Raw genomic sequence first — 17,714 nt, forward strand, 5'->3', positions numbered from 1 at the left:
CGGCCCCCTACTCCGGGACGCCGTTGCCGGAATCGGCGGCTTCGATGAGCTCGCGGGCCTTCTTCACGTCATCCGCGATGGCGACAAGCAGCTCGTCGATGGAGTCGAACTTCGCCTGGCCCCGCACAAAGGCCAGGAAGTCCACGGCCACGTGCAGGCCGTACAGGTCGAGCCCGATGCGGTCGATCGCGTACGCCTCGACGGTCCGCTCGGTCCCGTCGAACTGCGGGTTCGTGCCCACGGAGATCGCGGCGGGCATCGCCTCGCCCTGCGCGTGCAGCCATCCCGCGTAGACGCCGTCCGCGGGGATGGCGGTGTGCGGCAGTGTCTCCACGTTGGCCGTGGGGAAGCCCAGTTCGCGGCCGCGCTGCGCGCCCCGTACGACGACACCCTCGACGCGGTGCGGGCGGCCGAGGATCTCCGCCGCGCCCGCCACGTCGCCCTCAGCGACCAGGCGCCGGGTGAGCGTGGAGGAGAACGGCTCGCCGCCGCCCGCCTCGCCGCTCACGAAGAGGTCGATGACGTCGACTTCGTAGTCGTACGTCGCGCCGAGCTCGGTCAGGAAGGCGACATTGCCCGCGGCCTTGTGGCCGAAGCGGAAGTTGGGGCCCTCGACGACCACGCGCGCGTGCAGCTTGTCGACGAGCACCTTGACGACGAAGTCGGCGGGCGACAGCTTCGAGAACTCCGTGGTGAACGGCAGGATGAGGACCGCGTCCACACCCAGCTCGGCCATGAGTTCGGCGCGCCGGTGGTGCGGGGCGAGCAGCGGCGGGTGGCTGCCCGGGCGCACGACCTCGCTGGGGTGCGGGTCGAAGGTGACGACGACGGCGGGCACGCCGAGCTCGCGCGCTCGTTCGACCGCACGGCCGATGATCAGCTGGTGCCCGCGGTGTACGCCGTCGTAGGAACCGATGGTGACGACGCTGCGCCCCCAGTCCTGGGGGATGTCCTCCAAGCCACGCCAGCGCTGCACTGTCTTTGCTCCTCGCCGAACCCGTGTACGTGTGTGTACGTCCCATTGCCCATTGCGCAGGTCTAAGACTGCCATGCCCGCGCGATCCGGATCGCATCGGATGGGGTGGCGGACCTCACGCCGGTACGCGCACCCCGGCGAGGTTCTCGATCATGCGGCGGGCGCTCGGGCCGACGAGGGCGGCCCACTCCTGCGGGGCGTCGCACATCCACCGGGCGACGAACGCGGCGAAGCCCGGGACGGAACGGGCCAGCTCGACCAGGCGGCGGTCGAAGCAGGTCGCGCCGTCCGGGGTGCGGACGAGCAGCTCTCCCGTGCGGTGCACAAGACCACGGACCCGGCTCTCGTCGCCGCCGACCGCGACCGCGCACAGCACGGCGTCCAGGACTTCGGGCTCCCGCTCCCGGTCGAGCAGTACGTCGAGCAGTTCGCCGCGCAGGGCCCGCGATGCGTCGGTGCCGGGGGCCGCGACGGCGGAGGCGAGGGCGGCGCGCACGGCGGGCGGGCGGCTGTTCAGAAGCCCCACCACGAGCGGCAGGAGGACGGCGCGGACGCCAGGCCCCTGCTCAAGACGCAGATCGAGGTACGCCGCCACATGCCCCGCCAGGTCGGGACGGAGCTCCAGGACATCGCGTACGAGATCGGCCACCCGCCGCGCGAGCGCGGGCGCCGTCACGTCGGCCAGGCTGCGCAGGACGTCCCCCGGCGCGGGGCCCGGACCGTACAGACGCTTGCGGAAGGCGGCGATGACCGGCTCGGGGTGGGTGTCGAAGGCGGCGACGAGCGCGCTCGCGGGCAGCTGCGGATCTCCGGCGGTGAAGCGCCGCAGGGCGGGCGGCAGATGGCGGGCACGGGTCTGCGGGTCGCGGACGAGGAGGGCGAGCGCGGCACCGTGCAGGGTGTCGTCGGCGGGGCGGGCGAGCAGGGCGAACGCCGCGTACCGCAGGAGCTCGCGGTCGGCGTCCGTGGTGGCGTGCGGGGCGGCGCGCAGGCCGTAGGCGACGGCTGCGACGCGGCGGGCGGGCCGCTCGTCGTGGACCCAGCGGTCGACGGCCCGGCACACGGCGGACGGCTCCTCCTCGGCGAGCACCGCGAGGAGTTCGTCGGCGCGGGGGTGCGCGGATTCGACGAGGGCTTCGGTGAGGTCGTCGATGGCGCGGTGCCGGTGGGTGTGGAGCAGGGCCTGGGCGGCGGAGGCGACGGTCGCCTGCGGGGTCGCTGCGAGCGGGCGTTCGTCGGTGAACCAGCGGGTCAGGTGCGGCTGCACCTTGGCGGGGTTCTGGGCAAGGAGCTCGGCGACCGCGTCGAGGCAGCGACCCTGCGCGGGGCCTGGTGGGGGGTCGTGGATCACCGCGTCCCGCAGGAGGTCGAAGCGGTCGCCCTCCGGGAGGGGCAGAGCGAGCCAGAACTCGGCGTCGTACCGCCCCTGCTGGGCCAGCTCGGCGAGCAGGGTTCGGTACGGCGACGCGTCGGGCACCCTGGCCAGCGTCTCGCTCAGCAGGTGACTTGCCCACCACCCCGGTGCATCGGTGCCCGGCGGTGAGGGCTGTGCCCACCCGTCCCGCCCTGCGGGACGATTGCCCACAGCAAGGGCGGCAGGGGCCTCCGACTCCGCTCGCGTTGTGGGCAGGCGTTCCGCACGGCGGAACGGGTGGGCACAACGCATGATGCCGGGCGCCGATGCATCAGGTGGCAAGCAAGGCTCCCCGAACCGAGCCAACTCCCGTAGCCGAGGCTCCAGTTCGCCGGGGCGCAGCTGCAGCAGGGCCTGGATGACGGGGCCGATCCGGTGGCGGGGCACCGGCAAGGACACCGCCCAAGGCCGCGGCGCAGCCGCCCCGTACCGATGGACCAACGACCACAACGCCCCGTCCACATCCAGATGCATCCCCTGGATCCAGTCCGCAAGCTCCTCGTGCGCGAAGCGATAACCGCCCCCCGCAGGGGTCAGCAGCCCCTCAGTAAGGACCGCGGAGGCCCACCCCGTACCCCACGGGAACACCTCCTCGAAGGACGCCCGGTCCAGCTCCCCCTGCCCCGGCCCGAGACACCGCCGCGCCGCCTCGTGCACCTGCCCGGACACCTTCGCCGCGAGCCGCCGCACCGCCCCGCCCCGCAGCCCCTGCGGAGCAGCGAGCCGCACCGCGACCCGCAGGCACAGCAGGTCCAGATAGGCGGCGAAGATCTCCTCGCGCCCCGGCCGCCCCGGCGCCGGCGCGTCCGGCAGCGCGGCGCGCACCTCGGAAAGCAGCCGCAGCGCCAGCGGATGCCGGGCGTCGGCGGCGGCCAGCGCGCCCTCCGGGATGCCGTACCGCGCCCGGGCGAGCCGCGCCTGCCGCTCGGGCAGATCCCCGAGGCGCACACACCCCTGCAGCAGCCCCGCGGGGAAGTGCTCCCCCGCCTGCTCCCAGTACTCCGCGCGGCAGGCCACGACGAGCCGCGCCCCCGTGTCCCGCAGCCAATCGGCCGTACCGCCGCTCCACTCCGCGAGACGATGCGCGAGCACCGGCGGCATCTCCTCGGGCCCGTCGAGCAGCAGCAGCAACGGCCGCCCCCGGTCCCGCACGAGCCGCGCGACACGCCCCGCCGAGATGTCCCCGAGGCCGTCGTCCGCCCCGGCGAGCAGATCCTCCGACGCTTCGACGATGCGCCCCGCCCGCTCGAGCGCCCGCTCCACCGCATCGCCCACGCCCGTGTCCGCGCCCTCCAGGTCGGCACCGCGCAGCCACAGCGTGGGAGCCGGCTCGGCGCCCCGCGCCCGGCGTGCGGCGAGGGCCGCGAGTTCCGTGGTCCGGCCGGTGCCGGGGTCGCCGACGAGGCCGAGCACCTGCGCGGGGCCGTCGGTGAATTCCGCCAACTCCTTTGCCGTATCCGGGCGTTCGACCGGTTCGAGGACAGGGGCGCGCGGCCCGTCGGAGCCCAGCGACGTCGCCGTCAGATGCAGCGCACCGGCCAGGTTGAGATCCCGGCCGTACACCGGCACGGTCGCCGCGCCCCGCGCGAGGAGCTCGGCGAGCGGTCCGCCCGGATCGGCGGCCGCCGCGTCCCGCAACGGCACGGCGAAGCCCGCGGAGCTGTGCTCGCCGTGCAGCGCGGTCCCCAGGACGGCGAGCACGGCTCCCGACGAGGCATCGATGACCGGACCGCCCGCGGCCCCGCCGCCGAGCCGCAGCGCGTCCGCGCCGTCGGTGCCGATGGCGAGCTCCAGCGCGGCGTCGACCAGATGGAAGCGGTCCGTGGCGGTGTAGGTCACCGTCGCCGGGCCGAGGATGCGCGCCTCGCGCCAGCCACGCGCGGCGATCCGCACATAGGAGCCGACCGCAACGGTCTCGCGCACGGTGACGGGCAGCGGGCGCAGCCCGAGCCCCTCCGTGCGGACGAGGGCCAGATCGACTTCCGGGAGAGGCACCACGGCGTCGGCGGTCACCACGCAGACGCGCTCACCCTCGGCGTGCAGCACGAGGCGCGCGAGGCCGTCGACCGTTTCGTGGCTGGTGATCACCGTGCCCTGGTCGTCGGCGGCGAATCCGGTCCCGCGCGGCCGCCCCGCCAGGTCGCATATCCGCACCAGGGTCCTGTCGAGGGCCGCCGGGTCCCCCTGTCCCGTCATGCCCGAACCTCCCTGCCACGCGCCCCGTCCTTCCGACGGTAGGTCGGCGGTGATCAGCGGGACAGAACGCCCGGCGAACGCGCCCCCTTCCGCCCCCTCGGTTCACTCCGAGCGCCTGCCCGATGGGGTGAATCGGCGACGAGCGGTGGATACACCTTGGGGTGGGGGGGGAGGGGGAAGCGTGGGGGGGGGGGGGGGGGGCCCCCCCCCCCCCCCCCCACGACGAAGGTGCCGAGCCCGAGAGGGCCTCAGGCGAAGACGGCCAGGCTCTTGGCCTTGCCCTTCAGCTCCTCGGCCAGGACCAGGAAGCGGCCCTCCGGATCGAACACGGCGACGGGGCCCACACCGGCGTACTCACTGGGCATCTCGATCCGTACGCCGTTGAGCAGCAGCTTCGACCGCTTCTCGTCGACATCCCAGCGCGGGAAGGCCGCGGCGGCCGCGTCCGCCACCGGCATCACCGTCAGCTCCTCCTGGAGCTGGTCGATGGTCTTCGCCGAGTCGAGCTTGTACGGCCCGACGCGGGTGCGCCGCAGCGCCGTCAGATGGCCGCCGACCCCGATGTCCGCGCCGAGGTCGCGGGCCAGGGCGCGGATGTACGTACCGGACGAGCAGACCACCGACACGACCAGGTCGAGTACGGGGGTGCCGTCCTCGGCGACGGCGTCCCTGACGTCGTACACGGTGAACGAGGAGATCTTCACGGGCCTTGCCGGGATCTCGAAGTCCTCGCCCTTGCGGGCACGCGCGTACGACCGCTTGCCGTCGATCTTGATGGCGCTGACCTTCGACGGCACCTGCATGATGTCGCCGGACAGCTTGGCGATCCCCGCGTCTATGGCGTCCCGCTTGATGCGCGAGGCGTCGGCGGACGAGGTGATCTCCCCCTCGGCGTCGTCCGTGACCGTGTTCTGGCCGAGCCGGATCGTGCCGAGGTACTCCTTCTCCGTCAGCGCGAGATGGCCGAGGAGCTTGGTGGCCCGCTCGACGCCGAGGACCAGGACACCCGTCGCCATCGGGTCGAGGGTGCCCGCGTGGCCGACGCGGCGGGTCTTGGCGATCCCGCGCATCTTGGCGACCACGTCATGCGAAGTGAAGCCGGACGGCTTGTCGACAATGACAAGGCCGTCCGGCGTCTTGTTGCTGGTGTTGCTCATGCGGGGGCGTCGCCGTCCTCGTCCTCGGGCTTGCGGTACGGGTCCGCGTCGCCGGCGAACTCGGCGCCCGCGGACACCTCGCGCACCTTCTCGTCCGAGATCCTGGCCTTGTCGAGGAGGTCCTCGATGGCCTTGGCGTTGTCCGGCAGCGCGTCCGCCACGAAGGCGAGGCTCGGCGTGAACTTCACGCCCGCCGCCGCGCCGACCGCCGAACGGAGGACGCCCTTGGCGCTCTCCAGACCGGCGGCGGCTGCCGCGCGGTCCTCGTCGTCGCCGTAGACCGTGTAGAAGACGGTCGCCTCCCGCAGGTCACCCGTGACCCGGGTGTCCGTGATGGTCACATGCGTACCGAGCCGCGGGTCCTTGATCCCGCGCTGCAGCTTCTGGGCAACCACCTCTCGGATGAGGTCCGCCAGCCTTTTCGCCCGCGCGTTGTCGGCCACTGCTCCGTCTCCTTCTTCGCCTTGCTGTGCAATCAGTCTTCGTCGCTGTGGAGCCTGCGTCGAACGGAGAGCAGCTCCACCTCAGGACGGCCGGCGACCAGGCGCTCGCACCGGTCCAGTACGTCGGTGAGGTGCCCCGTCTCCCCGGAGACCAGCGCCAGGCCGATCTCGGCCCTGCGATGGAGGTCCTGGTTCCCGGTCTCCGCCGCACTCACCGCGTACTTGCGCTGGAGTTCGGCGACGATCGGGCGGACGACGGAGCGCTTCTCCTTCAGCGAGCGAACGTCGCCGAGGAGCAGATCGAAGGACAGTGTCCCCACATACATGAATGTCCGGATGTCCCGCCGGTTCGGGTTCGTGCCCCGCCAACCACTTGGCAGGGACACAAGAACCGTACACGGAACGGCCGGGGCCGATCGACGGGATTTACCTCCCCTCGACCGGCCCCGGTTCGAGCTGCGTTGATCAGCCGCGAGGCTTCTCGCGCATCTCGTACGTCGCGATGACGTCGTCGATCTTGATGTCGTTGAAGTTGCCGAGGTTGATACCGCCCTCGAACCCTTCGCGGATCTCGGTGACGTCGTCCTTGAAGCGGCGCAGACCGGAGATGTTGAGGCTCTCCGCGATGACCTTGCCGTCGCGGATGAGGCGCGCCTTGGTGTTGCGCTTGACCTCGCCCGACCGGACAAGAACACCGGCGATGTTGCCCAGCTTGGACGAGCGGAAGACCTCGCGGATCTCCGCCGTGCCGAGCTCGACCTCTTCGTACTCCGGCTTGAGCATGCCCTTGAGGGCCGCTTCGATCTCTTCGATCGCCTGGTAGATGACCGAGTAGTACCGGACGTCCACACCTTCGCGCTCGGCCATCTGCGCGGCACGACCGGCCGCACGGACGTTGAAGCCGATCACGATCGCGTCGGAGCCGGTCGCCAGGTCGATGTCCGACTCGGTGACCGCACCCACGCCGCGGTGCAGGACGCGGATGTCGACCTCTTCGCCGACGTCGAGCTGGAGCAGCGAGGACTCGAGAGCCTCCACCGAACCGGACGCGTCGCCCTTGATGATGAGGTTGAGTTCCTGCACCAGACCGGCCTTGAGGGCCTCGTCCAGGTTCTCCAGGGAGAACCGCACACCCTTGCGGGCGAAGCGGACGTTGCGCTCACGGGCGGCACGCTTCTCGGCGATCTGACGGGCCGTACGGTCCTCGTCGACGACCAGGAAGTTGTCGCCGGCACCCGGGACATTGGTGAGACCGAGGACGAGGACCGGAGTCGAGGGACCCGCCTCTTCCACGTTCTCGCCCTTGTCGTCGAGCATCGCGCGGACTCGGCCGTACGCGTCGCCGACCACCATGGTGTCGCCGACCCGCAGGGTGCCTCGCTGGACGAGGACGGTCGCGACGGCGCCGCGGCCCTTGTCCAGGTGGGACTCGATCGCAATACCCTGCGCGTCCTGCTCCGGGTTGGCCCGCAGGTCGAGCGAGGCGTCCGCGGTCAGGACCACGGCCTCCAGGAGGGACTCGATGTTGAGGCCCTGCTTGGCGGAGATGTCGACGAACATCGTGTCGCCGCCGTACTCCTCGGCCACCAGACCGAACTCGGTGAGCTGACCGCGCACCTTGGTCGGGTCGGCACCCTCGACGTCGATCTTGTTGACCGCGACCACGATCGGCACGTCGGCCGCCTTGGCGTGGTTCAGCGCCTCGATCGTCTGCGGCATCACACCGTCGTTGGCCGCGACCACGAGGATCGCGATGTCGGTGGACTTCGCACCACGGGCACGCATGGCGGTGAACGCCTCGTGACCGGGGGTGTCGATGAAGGTGATCTTGCGGTCTTCGCCGTTGACCTCGGAAGAGACCTGGTACGCACCGATGTGCTGCGTAATACCGCCGGCCTCGCCCGCAATGACGTTCGTCTTGCGGATCGCGTCCAGAAGTCGGGTCTTACCGTGGTCGACGTGACCCATGACGGTCACGACCGGCGGACGCGCGACGAGCAGTTCCTCGCCACCCTCGTCCTCGCCGAACTCGATGTCGAAGGACTCGAGCAGCTCGCGGTCCTCCTCCTCCGGGCTGACGATCTCCAGGACGAAGTTCATCTCGTCCGCGAGGAGCTTCAGCGTCTCGTCCGGGACGGACTGCGTGGCAGTGACCATCTCGCCGAGGTTCATCATCACGCCGACGAGCGACGCCGGGTTGGCGTTGATCTTCTCGGCGAAGTCGGTCAGCGAGGCACCACGGGACAGGCGGACCGCCTGGCCGTTGCCGCGCGGCAGCATGACGCCGCCGACCGACGGGGCCTGCATCGACTCGTACTCCTGGCGCCTCTGCCGCTTCGACTTGCGACCGCGACGCGCGGGACCGCCGGGACGACCGAAGGCGCCCTGCGTGCCACCACGGCCACCCGGACCACCGGGACGGCCACCGAAGCCGGGACGGCCACCGCCGCCACCGGGACGACCGGCGAAGCCACCGCCACCGCCACCGGGGCCACCGGGACGACCGGCGAAGCCACCGCCGCCACCGCCACCGGGACGACCGGCGAAGCCGCCGCCACCACCGGGACGACCGCCGCCGCCACCGCCGGGACGACCGCCACCACCGGGACCACGGCCACCGCCGGGGCCACCACCGGGACGCGGTCCCGCAGCGGGACGCTGCGGCATCATGCCGGGGTTCGGACGATTACCACCGGCGCCGGGCGCACCGCCGCCGGGGCGCGGAGCGCCCCCCTGCGGACGAGGCATGCCGCCGGGGCTGGGGCGAGCGCCGCCCTGACCCTGCGGACGAGGAGCACCCTGGCCGCCCTGGCCCTGCGGACGCGGGGCGCCGCCAGGACCACCGGGGCCACCCTGGCCGCCGGGGCGCGGGGCGCCGCCCGGACGGGGCGCCTGCGGGCGCGCCATGCCGGTGGAGCCACCAGAGGTGAAGGGGTTGTTGCCGGGGCGCGGTCCTGCCGGACGGCCACCGGGGCGCGGGGCGCCACCCTGGCCGCCAGGTCCACCGGAGCCGGGGCGTGCGCCACCCTGACGGTCGCCGCGGTCGCCACGACCGCCCTGACCCTGACCACCCTGACCGGGGGCCGGACGGCCACCGGGCTTCGGGGCACCCGGGCGGGCGCCCGGACGGGGTCCTGCGGGAGCCGAGGAGGCGGCCGGGGCAGCGGGAGCGGCCGGCGGAGCGGTGAACTCCGGGGCGGCAGGCGCTGCCGGGGTGACCGGAGCCGGAGCCGCGGGGGCTGCCGGAGCCGGCTTGGGCGTCGGCGGCTTGGGGCCGGGACGCGGGCCGGGAGCCGCCGGAGAGGCGGCAGGCTTGTCGGCCGCGACGGCGGGCTTGGGCGCCGGCGGCTTGGGCGCGGCCGGACCCGGACGGGCGGCCTGCGCGGGGGACGGGGCCGACGGCGTCGCCGGCTTGGGGGCGGCCTGCTTGCGCGGCGCTCCCGGCTTGGCGGCGGCGGGCTTGCCGTTGCCACCCTGCTGCAATGCGTCAGTCAGTTTGCGTACTACGGGCGCCTCGATCGTCGAGGACGCCGAACGTACGAATTCACCGAGTTCTTGGAGCTTGGCCATGACGACCTTGCTCTCTACGCCGAACTCCTTGGCGAGCTCGTATACCCGGACCTTAGCCACTTCGCTCCTTTTAGGTCCGGGTTACGCCGGACCGTCGCTACTTCATGGGCGTACTCATCGCGTGCTCATCGAGTGCTCATCGCAATCTCGACCTACTTCCAACTCGCGGAATACCAGGGCCGCGCGGGGTTCCGCGCGACCTTCCTTACGGTGTTGCCTGCTGGGCAACTGACTCGACGACTCGGCGCAACTCCGCCGTGTCGAGCGGACCCGGGCCTCGGAAGGCTCTCGGGAACGCCCGGCGGCGAACCGCCAGGTCGAGACAGACCGGGACGGGGTGTACATAGGCACCCCGGCCGGGCAGCGTACCGCTTGGATCAGGGACGCAGGCGCCCCTTTTCGCCACGATGCGCAGCAGATCGCTCTTGGCCGCTCGCTCCCGGCACCCCACACAGGTGCGCTCAGGGCATGCGCGGGCTTGCGTCCGGCCAGACACGATTAAGTCTACCTCCCCGCACCGACCTCACCCCTTTGGGGCAAAAATCGAACGGTTGTTGTCTTGATCAGAACTCGGTGGGAACTCGATCAGGAGTCGGCCGAGTCCTGGGGCTGCTCGGTGTCCGGGCGGATGTCGATCCGCCAGCCGGTGAGCCGCGCGGCGAGGCGGGCGTTCTGGCCCTCCTTGCCGATCGCGAGGGACAGCTGGTAGTCGGGCACCGTCACCCGCGCGGACCTGGCCGCGAGGTCGACGATCTCCACCTTGCTGACCCGCGCCGGGGACAGCGCGTGGGCGACCATCTCGCCGGGGTCGTCCGACCAGTCGACGATGTCGATCTTCTCGCCGTTCAGCTCCGCCATGACGTTGCGCACACGCTGACCCATCGGGCCGATGCAGGCGCCCTTGGCGTTGAGCCCGGAGCGGGTGGAGCGGACCGCGATCTTCGTGCGGTGTCCCGCCTCGCGGGCAATGGCCGAGATCTCGACGGAACCGTCGGCGATCTCCGGCACCTCGAGCGCGAAGAGCTTCTTGACGAGGCTCGGGTGCGTACGGGACAGCGTCACGGAGGGGCCGCGGACACCCTTTGCCACCCGGACGACGTACGAACGAAGGCGCATCCCGTGCGGGTACTCCTCGCCCGGCACCTGCTCCTGCACCGGCAGGATGGCTTCCAGCTTGCCGATGTCGACAAGGACGTTCTTCGGGTCGCGGCCCTGCTGGACGACGCCCGTGACGATGTCACCCTCGCGTCCCGCGTACTCACCGAGCGTCGCGTCGTCCTCGGCGTCGCGGAGCCGCTGCAGGATGACCTGCTTCGCGGTGGTCGCGGCGATGCGGCCGAAGTCCGACGGGGTGTCGTCGAACTCCTTGGGCTCCTGGCCCTCTTCGAGGTCCGCCGGGTCCTCCGTCGCCCACACCGTCACATGGCCGCTGTCGCGGTCCAGCTTCACGCGTGCGCGACGGAAGCTGCCGTCGGTGCGGTGGTAGGCGATGAGGAGGGCCGACTCGATCGCCTCGACCAGCAGGTCGAAGGAGATCTCCTTCTCCCGGACCAGACCCCGCAGGGCACTCATGTCGATGTCCACGGCTACGCCTCCTCTTCCTTCTTGTCCTTGCGGTTGAACTCGACCTCGACGCGCGCCTTGGCGATCTCGTCGAAGGTGAGCCTGCGGGCGGTGGGCTTGCGCCCCTTCACGCCCGGTACTTCAAGATCCACGCCTTCGTCGTCCACCTCGAGGATGCGGGCGATCAGCTCGCCGCCCTCCGTCAGCTGGAACTTCACCAGGCGGCCGACGGCACGCAGGTAGTGGCGGTGCTCCGTCAGCGGGCGCTCGGCGCCCGGGGAGCCGACTTCGAGGGTGTACTCCCCCTCGCCCATCGCGTCGCTCTCGTCGAGCTTCTCGGAGAGTTCGCGGCTGACCTCTGCGATCTGATCCAGGTCCACGCCGTCGTCGGAGTCGATGACGACTCGCAGCACCCGCTTGCGTCCGACCGAGGCCACTTCGATCTCTTCGAGATCCAGTTCCTTCGAGCTGACGAGCGGTTCCAGCAGTTCTCGCAGCCTCTCGCTCTGGGTGGTGCTCATCCGGGTGACTCCTCGGCCGCGTGTGCTGTTGTGGGATCGTCGCGTGTCAGGTCAAAGGGTATCCGGTCCCGGAGGGTGTTGCCGCCCGCCGGTAGCCGCCGTCGGCCCGTTGTCGTCCGGTTGCCGCACCGTCGTCCGACCGGCGCCGAGCCGCTCGCAAGTACGAAGCCAGGCCGAAGGTACGGTGATCACCAGGTTGACGGCGGTCCTGGACCGCCGACCTCCGCCTGCTGCCTGTTCTGCCTCCACCTGCTGACTGCCCGCCTTGCTGGCCTTCCTGCCGAGGACGTCTGCTGTGCCGTCGTATCCCATCCCCTCGCGCCGCCTTTCGGGGCCGCGCCGGAGGAGTCTGCTGACCGGGGCCGCCGGAGCGGCCGGGGCCGTGCTGCTCTCGGGCTGCTCGGACTCCACTTCCTCCACCTCCACGGAGGACGCGGACGAGCGTGCCTCCGCCGCCGGGCGGCTACGCGCGCGTGCCGCCCGGGACAGCGGTGAGCTTCTGGGGCGGTACGACGCCGTCCTCGCCGCCCATCCCGCGCTGGCCGGACGGCTCGATCCGCTGCGGGCTGAGGTGAAGCGGCACCAGGCGGCGTTCGCCGAGGGGCAGCCCGCCTCGCCGTCCCCGTCGGCCTCGGCGCCTTCGGCACCCGCCCCCGCCCCCTCCCCGTCCGCGCCCGGGGACGAGAAGGCCGCCGTACGCGATCTGGCCAAGGCCGAGCGGGAGCTGGCCGGGCAGCGGGCGAGCGCCCTGCTCGACGCGCCCGCCGAGCTCGCCAGGCTCCTCGCGTCGGTGGCGGCGGCCGGCGCGGCACACGCTTATCTGCTGACGGAGGACGCCAAGTGAGCGATTCCAAGGACGAGTTGAAGGCGGTGCAGGCCGCTCTCGGCGCCGAGCACGCCGCCGTGTACGGCTACGGGGTCGTCGGCGGCCGGATCGGCGAGGACCGCAGGGGGGAGGCGCGCACGGCGTACGACGCGCATCGCGCACGCCGCGACGAGCTGCAGCGCGCCGTACGCGATCTGGGCGGCGAGCCCGAGCCGTCGGCGGCCGCCTACAAGCTGCCGTTCGCGGTGCCGGACTCGGCGGCCGCCGTGCGGCTGGCAACGGAGCTGGAGGAGCGCGTCGCGGGGGTCTACTCCGATCTCGTACGCGCCTCCACCGGCGCCCGGCGTGGCAGCGCCGCCGAGGGGCTGCGGGAGGCGGCGGTCCGTGCGGCGCGCTGGCGGGGCGGGAGCGTAACCTTCCCTGGTCTCGCCGAGCGGTCCGCCACGTCCGGCTCTTCGGCACCTCAGGCATGACCGCTCATGACCCGCTCATGACACGCTCAGGAAGGAAACAACTCGCGCATGGCTTTCGAACCGCCGCAGCGTCTGATCACCGCACTCGGTGAGACGGCGCAGGACGGCGACGACTGGCTGGAGAAGCTGCCCCAGGCGGTGGAACAGGCCGTCGCGCTACGCGAGTTGACCGTCGAGCGGGTCCATGTACCCGGTGGGCGCAGCAGCCTCGTCGTCCTGGTGCGGCTCGCGGACGGCACGCCCGCCGTCCTGAAGCTGGTGCCGCCGCGGTCGCGGCCGCAGAGCGAGCGGGCGGCGCTCGCGCACTGGGCCGGGCTCGGTGCCGTACGGCTCCTGGACCCGTCCGCCACGGACGGCGCGCTGCTCCTCGAACGGCTTCACCGCGACGTGTCGGTACGTTCGCTGCCCGAGGCCAAGGCGCTCCTCGAGGCGGCGGGCACGCTGCGCCGCCTGTGGGTGGAGCCACCGCCGGATCACCGCTTCGAGACGGTCGCCGAGCGGACCGGGCGGCAGGCCGATGCGATGCGGGCATCGGCGTCGGCCGACGGGGAGGTCATGCCGCTGGTGGACGCGGCGCTCGCGGCCCGGGACGAGCTGCTCGCGGGGGCGCCGTCGCCGGAGGATGTGCGGTTGCTGCACGGCACGTTCCGGCAGAGCAAGGTGCTTCAGGGTGACCGGATGCCGTGGCTGGCCGTGGGGCCCGACCCGGTGGTCGGGGAGCCCGCCTTCGACCTGGCCCGCCTGGTGCGGGACCGGGTGGAGGACCTGATCGCGTCCCCCTCCGGGGCGTCGATCACCCGTCGCCGGGTGAAGAAGCTGGCCGAGTCGCTGGATGTGGATCAGGAGCGGCTGCGGGGGTGGACGCTGTTCCGGGCGGTGGAGTCGGGGGTGCGGGCGCGGCGCGTCGGGCGCGAACAGGACGCGGAGCTGCTGCTGGAGTTCGCGGGGTGGCTGTAGGGGCGGTTCTCTCTCCCCGAACCCGCGGGGCAATCGGGAGGGTGGGCGGGAAAAATAGCCGCTCCGGCGTTTGAGGAGCGGGGTCCGGGGCGGAGCCCCGCAGGGCCCGCCCCTCCCCGGGCGCGCTTACGCGGTGAGGCGAGCGATCGCCTCCGCCACCGTCAGCTCCTCGCGCTCCCCGGTACGCCGGTCCTTCAGCTCAACCACGCCCTCCGCGGAGCGACGCCCCGCGACGAGGATCGTCGGGACGCCGATCAGCTCCGCGTCGGTGAACTTCACGCCGGGCGAAACGCCCGCCCGGTCGTCCACCAGGACCCGCACGCCCGCGGCGTTCAGCTGCTCGGAGACGTCGAGCGCCAGCTCCGTCTGGAGCGCCTTGCCCGCGGCCACCACGTGGACGTCGGCGGGAGCGATCTCCCGGGGCCAGCACAGACCCTTGTCGTCCGCCGTCTGCTCGGCGAGCGCCGCCACCGCGCGCGAGACGCCGATGCCGTACGAACCCATGGTCACGCGGACCGGCTTGCCCTGCTGGCCGAGCACGTCCAGCTGGAAGGCGTCGGCGAACTTGCGGCCCAGCTGGAAGATGTGGCCGATCTCGATGGCGCGGTCCAGCTTCAGGCCGGTGCCGCACTTGGGGCAGGGGTCGCCCTCCTCGACGACCACGACGTCGAGGTAGTCGTCGACCTCGAAGTCACGGCCCGCGACGACGTTCTTCGCGTGCGTGTTGATCTTGTTCGCGCCGGTGATCCAGGCGGTGCCTGCCGCCACCCGCGGGTCGGCGATGTAGCGGACCTTCTCCAGGCCCTGGGGGCCGACGTATCCGCGTACGAGATCGTCGCGGCCCACGAAGTCCTCGGCCGTCACGAGCTCCACGACGGCGGGCGCGAGGTGCTCGCCGAGCTTGTCCAGGTCGACCTCGCGGTCGCCGGGGACGCCCACGGCGACGATCTCGCCGTCGACCTTGACCAGGAGGTTCTTCAGGGTCGCGGACGCGGGCACGCCGAGGTGTGCGGCGAGCGTCTCGATCGTCGGGGTGTCGGGGGTGTCCAGGTCCTCGACGGGCCCGTGCGCCGAGGCGGTCGGGTCGACGGTCTCGGTCGCGACGAAGGACACGGCCTCCGTGTTGGCCGCGTAGTCGCACGCGGGGCAGTCCACGAACGTGTCCTCACCGGCCGGCGCGGGCGCCAGGAACTCCTCGGAGGCCGAGCCGCCCATCGCGCCGGAGACGGCGGAGACGATGCGGTGGTCGAGGCCGAGGCGCTCGAAGATCTTGATGTAGGCGGCGCGGTGCAGGGCGTACGACTCGGCGAGGCCCTCGTCCGTGGTGTCGAAGGAGTACGAGTCCTTCATCTGGAACTCGCGGCCACGGAGCACACCGGCGCGGGGGCGGGCCTCGTCGCGGTACTTCGTCTGGATCTGGTAGAGGATCACCGGCAGGTCCTTGTAGGACGAGCACTGGTCCTTGACGATCTGGGTGAAGATCTCCTCGTGCGTGGGGCCGAGGAGGTAGTCCGCGCCCTTGCGGTCCTTGAGGCGGAAGAGCAGGTCGCCGTACTCGTCGTAGCGGCCCGTCGCGTCGTACGACTCCTTGGGAAGGAGCGCGGGCAGGAGGACTTCCTGGGCGCCGATGGCGTCCATCTCCTCGCGCACGACGTGGGTGATGTTCTCCAGGACCTTCTTGCCGAGCGGCAGCCAGGACCAGATGCCGGCGGCGGTGCGGCGGACGTATCCGGCCCGGACGAGCAGCTTGTGATTGAGCGTCTCGGCGTCCGCCGGGTCGTCGCGCAGTGTCTTGATCATCAATCGGGACATGCGCTGGACCTGGGCCATGGTGAACTCCTGCGTGGAAAGAATGATGTGCAGGAGGTTAGCCGGGGGCCGGGCGCGTGCGGAAATCGGTCAGGCGCCGGGCCGCCTGAGCGGCAGGGGCGCGCCCATCACCGCGTACGGCTTCGGGGCGCTGGGGAACTGGACGTTGCGGGCCAGGTCCGTATAACCGAGGGAGCGGTAGAGGCCGCGCGCCGGGCTCTCGATGTCGATCGCGGAGAGGATCGAGCGGGGCTGCGCGGCGCTGTCGGTGATGGTGGTGATGAGGGTGCGGCCGATGCCGCGGTTCTGGTGGCCGGGCTGCACATGGAGCTCGGTGATCACGAAGGAGTCGTCCAGCCAGCTGTCGAGGTGCTGGGCCCGCAGATACGGCTCGACGACCGTGGACCACCAGTGAGCGCGGTCGTTGGGCATGCCGTAGACGAAGCCGATGAGCCGTCCCTCGGGCGTACGGGCGCCGAGTGCGCGGGCGCCGGGGTAGGTGATGTGCCGCAGCACGATCTGCCGCCGCACGGCCACCTCGTCGTCGCTGAGCCCGAACGCGTGGGCCTGCACGCGCAGCGCGTCGTCCACGTGCGTGGCGAGGTCCAGCGGCCCGATCACGACGTCGTCAGTCATGCGCCGAACTTTAACTCGCTGACGGGGGTGCGTGAGGGGCGCGGTACGAGACGTCGGGGAGCTAGAACAGGACGCTCATGAACGCCCCGACCTCCTGGAAGCCCACGCGCCGGTACGCCGCCCTGGCCGCGGTGTTGAAGTCGTTGACGTAGAGGCTGACGACCGGGGCCACGTCCGCGAGGGCGTAGGCCAGGACGGCGGCCATGCCGGGGGCGGCCAGGCCCTTGCCGCGGTACTCGGGGGCGATCCAGACGCCCTGCACCTGACAGGCCTGCGCCGTGGCGGCGCCGATCTCGGCCTTGAAGACGACCTTGCCGTCGCCGTCGAGGCGGGCGAACGAGCGCCCCGCGCCGACCAGTTCGGCGACCCGCGCCTGGTAGAGCAGGCCGCCGTCACCGGCGAGCGGCGAGATGCCGACCTCCTCGGTGAACATCGCCACGCACGCCGGCATGATCGTCTCCATCTCGTCCTTGCGGACGCGACGGACGTACGGATCAGGGGTGATGTCCTGCGGGAGCCGGTCGGTGACCATCAGCGGCTGCTGGGCGCGGACCTCGCGGGCGGGGCCCCATGAGGGTTCGAGCAGGCGCCACAGCTGGGCCGTGGGCTCGGCGGGGCCGACGATGGAGGAGCAGCGGCGGCCGGCCCTGCGGGCGCGGTCCGCGAAGGCGCGTACGGCGCGGGGGGTGGCGCATATCGGGACGAGGTTGGCGCCCGCGTAGCAAAGCGACTCAAGGATTCCGTCCTCGTACCAGCCCCACATCTCGCCGCCGAGACGCCACGGGTCGAGACCGGCGACGCGGACCCGCGAGGTCACGAAGGCGTTGGCCACCGGCTCGCGGTCGAGCACGGCGAGCGCGGCGTCCAGGTCACTCGGTTCGAGGACCCGGGATGTGGTCTGAGTCAACACGTGCGGGGGGCCTCACGGGGACGGGCTGCTGATCTCCGCACTGTACCTGGCGGGGGCGCCTTGTGCCGGGGCGTCCACTTGGCCCCTTGCCGGGGTGGCTTCTTCACGTCCTGTCGGCCGGGGGGAGGGCGACTTCGCGACCGCCTGTTGCCTGGGGCGCGGGTGGCTTCTTCGCCGCTCCGCGGCGGGTTTCCCGCCCACCCGCCCGATTGCCCTGCGTCGGCCCGTGCCGTGGGTGGAGCTGCCGTCGTTCGGCCGCCCCG

15 protein-coding genes are annotated in these 17,714 nt (G+C 72.0%); 3 read left to right on the forward strand and 12 right to left on the reverse strand.

Going from position 1 to position 17,714, the window contains the following annotated elements:
* Positions 1-7: 7 nt before the first annotated feature.
* From AB0O76_RS35945 to rimP, 9 genes are all read right to left on the reverse strand, one after another.
* Positions 8-976 (reverse strand): bifunctional riboflavin kinase/FAD synthetase, encoded by a 969-nt coding sequence (locus AB0O76_RS35945; RefSeq protein ID WP_365500431.1) that lies wholly within the window; start codon positions 974-976, stop codon positions 8-10.
* Positions 977-1,091: 115 nt separating this feature from the next.
* Positions 1,092-4,586 carry a S1C family serine protease gene (locus AB0O76_RS35950; RefSeq protein ID WP_365500434.1) on the reverse strand — a complete coding sequence of 1,165 codons (3,495 nt, stop codon included), beginning with the start codon at positions 4,584-4,586 and terminating at the stop codon, positions 1,092-1,094.
* Between the two features lie 248 nt (positions 4,587-4,834).
* Positions 4,835-5,743, reverse strand: a complete 909-nt coding sequence (gene truB, locus AB0O76_RS35955; protein ID WP_365500437.1) for a tRNA pseudouridine(55) synthase TruB — start codon at positions 5,741-5,743, stop codon at positions 4,835-4,837.
* Positions 5,740-6,186 carry a 30S ribosome-binding factor RbfA gene (gene rbfA, locus AB0O76_RS35960; protein ID WP_365500440.1) on the reverse strand — a complete coding sequence of 149 codons (447 nt, stop codon included), beginning with the start codon at positions 6,184-6,186 and terminating at the stop codon, positions 5,740-5,742. Before rbfA ends, truB begins: the two co-directional genes overlap by 4 nt.
* A gap of 32 nt (positions 6,187-6,218) precedes the next feature.
* Positions 6,219-6,512, reverse strand: coding sequence for a DUF503 domain-containing protein (locus tag AB0O76_RS35965; RefSeq protein WP_365500443.1), 294 nt, complete (start codon positions 6,510-6,512; stop codon positions 6,219-6,221).
* Between the two features lie 139 nt (positions 6,513-6,651).
* A complete protein-coding gene (gene infB / locus AB0O76_RS35970; protein WP_365500446.1) occupies positions 6,652-9,816 on the reverse strand; it encodes a translation initiation factor IF-2 in 3,165 nt (1,054 codons plus the stop codon).
* Positions 9,817-9,961: 145 nt separating this feature from the next.
* A complete protein-coding gene (locus AB0O76_RS35975) occupies positions 9,962-10,252 on the reverse strand; it encodes a YlxR family protein (protein WP_266871192.1) in 291 nt (96 codons plus the stop codon).
* 89 nt (positions 10,253-10,341) lie between these two features.
* Positions 10,342-11,340 (reverse strand): transcription termination factor NusA, encoded by a 999-nt coding sequence (gene nusA / locus AB0O76_RS35980; RefSeq protein ID WP_135330985.1) that lies wholly within the window; start codon positions 11,338-11,340, stop codon positions 10,342-10,344.
* A 2-nt stretch (positions 11,341-11,342) separates the two neighbouring features.
* The gene (gene rimP / locus AB0O76_RS35985; RefSeq protein ID WP_365500450.1) at positions 11,343-11,840 is read right to left on the reverse strand and encodes a ribosome maturation factor RimP; all 498 of its coding nucleotides are present in this window, start codon (positions 11,838-11,840) and stop codon (positions 11,343-11,345) included.
* A 295-nt stretch (positions 11,841-12,135) separates the two neighbouring features.
* Here rimP and AB0O76_RS35990 point away from each other — a divergent pair, with 295 nt between their 5' ends.
* From AB0O76_RS35990 to AB0O76_RS36000, 3 genes are read left to right on the forward strand one after another with little or no spacing between them, the layout of a single operon-like run.
* Positions 12,136-12,684, forward strand: a complete 549-nt coding sequence (locus AB0O76_RS35990) for a hypothetical protein (RefSeq protein WP_365500453.1) — start codon at positions 12,136-12,138, stop codon at positions 12,682-12,684.
* Entirely contained in the window at positions 12,681-13,139 is a 459-nt protein-coding gene (locus AB0O76_RS35995; protein WP_365500456.1) for a ferritin-like domain-containing protein, read from the forward strand. The genes AB0O76_RS35990 and AB0O76_RS35995 overlap by 4 nt, the downstream gene beginning before the upstream one ends.
* Before the next feature lie 48 nt (positions 13,140-13,187).
* A complete protein-coding gene (locus tag AB0O76_RS36000) occupies positions 13,188-14,096 on the forward strand; it encodes an aminoglycoside phosphotransferase family protein (protein WP_365500459.1) in 909 nt (302 codons plus the stop codon).
* Between the two features lie 126 nt (positions 14,097-14,222).
* Here AB0O76_RS36000 and AB0O76_RS36005 read toward each other — a convergent pair whose 3' ends face one another.
* The 3 genes from AB0O76_RS36005 to AB0O76_RS36015 form a co-directional block, all read right to left on the reverse strand.
* On the reverse strand, positions 14,223-15,926 hold the full coding sequence (locus tag AB0O76_RS36005; protein ID WP_365500462.1) for a proline--tRNA ligase: 1,704 nt from the start codon (positions 15,924-15,926) through the stop codon (positions 14,223-14,225).
* Between the two features lie 69 nt (positions 15,927-15,995).
* Positions 15,996-16,541 carry a GNAT family N-acetyltransferase gene (locus tag AB0O76_RS36010; protein ID WP_365500465.1) on the reverse strand — a complete coding sequence of 182 codons (546 nt, stop codon included), beginning with the start codon at positions 16,539-16,541 and terminating at the stop codon, positions 15,996-15,998.
* Between the two features lie 61 nt (positions 16,542-16,602).
* Entirely contained in the window at positions 16,603-17,451 is an 849-nt protein-coding gene (locus tag AB0O76_RS36015; protein ID WP_365500468.1) for a GNAT family N-acetyltransferase, read from the reverse strand.
* Positions 17,452-17,714 lie beyond the last annotated feature (263 nt).

This window comes from Streptomyces sp. NPDC086554 (assembly GCF_040686095.1).
In the GTDB taxonomy this organism is placed as follows: Bacteria; Actinomycetota; Actinomycetes; order Streptomycetales; family Streptomycetaceae; genus Streptomyces.

What these genes read in the sequence shown, in the direction of transcription:
- AB0O76_RS36000 (WP_365500459.1), top strand. Translation starts at nt 13,188, where the DNA reads ATGGCTTTCGAACCGCCGCAGCGTCTGATCACCGCACTCGGTGAGACG.
- AB0O76_RS36010 (WP_365500465.1), bottom strand. Translation starts at nt 16,541, where the DNA reads ATGACTGACGACGTCGTGATCGGGCCGCTGGACCTCGCCACGCACGTG.
- rimP (WP_365500450.1), bottom strand. Translation starts at nt 11,840, where the DNA reads ATGAGCACCACCCAGAGCGAGAGGCTGCGAGAACTGCTGGAACCGCTC.
- AB0O76_RS35950 (WP_365500434.1), bottom strand. Translation starts at nt 4,586, where the DNA reads ATGACGGGACAGGGGGACCCGGCGGCCCTCGACAGGACCCTGGTGCGG.
- truB (WP_365500437.1), bottom strand. Translation starts at nt 5,743, where the DNA reads ATGAGCAACACCAGCAACAAGACGCCGGACGGCCTTGTCATTGTCGAC.
- AB0O76_RS35965 (WP_365500443.1), bottom strand. Translation starts at nt 6,512, where the DNA reads ATGTATGTGGGGACACTGTCCTTCGATCTGCTCCTCGGCGACGTTCGC.
- AB0O76_RS36005 (WP_365500462.1), bottom strand. Translation starts at nt 15,926, where the DNA reads ATGGCCCAGGTCCAGCGCATGTCCCGATTGATGATCAAGACACTGCGC.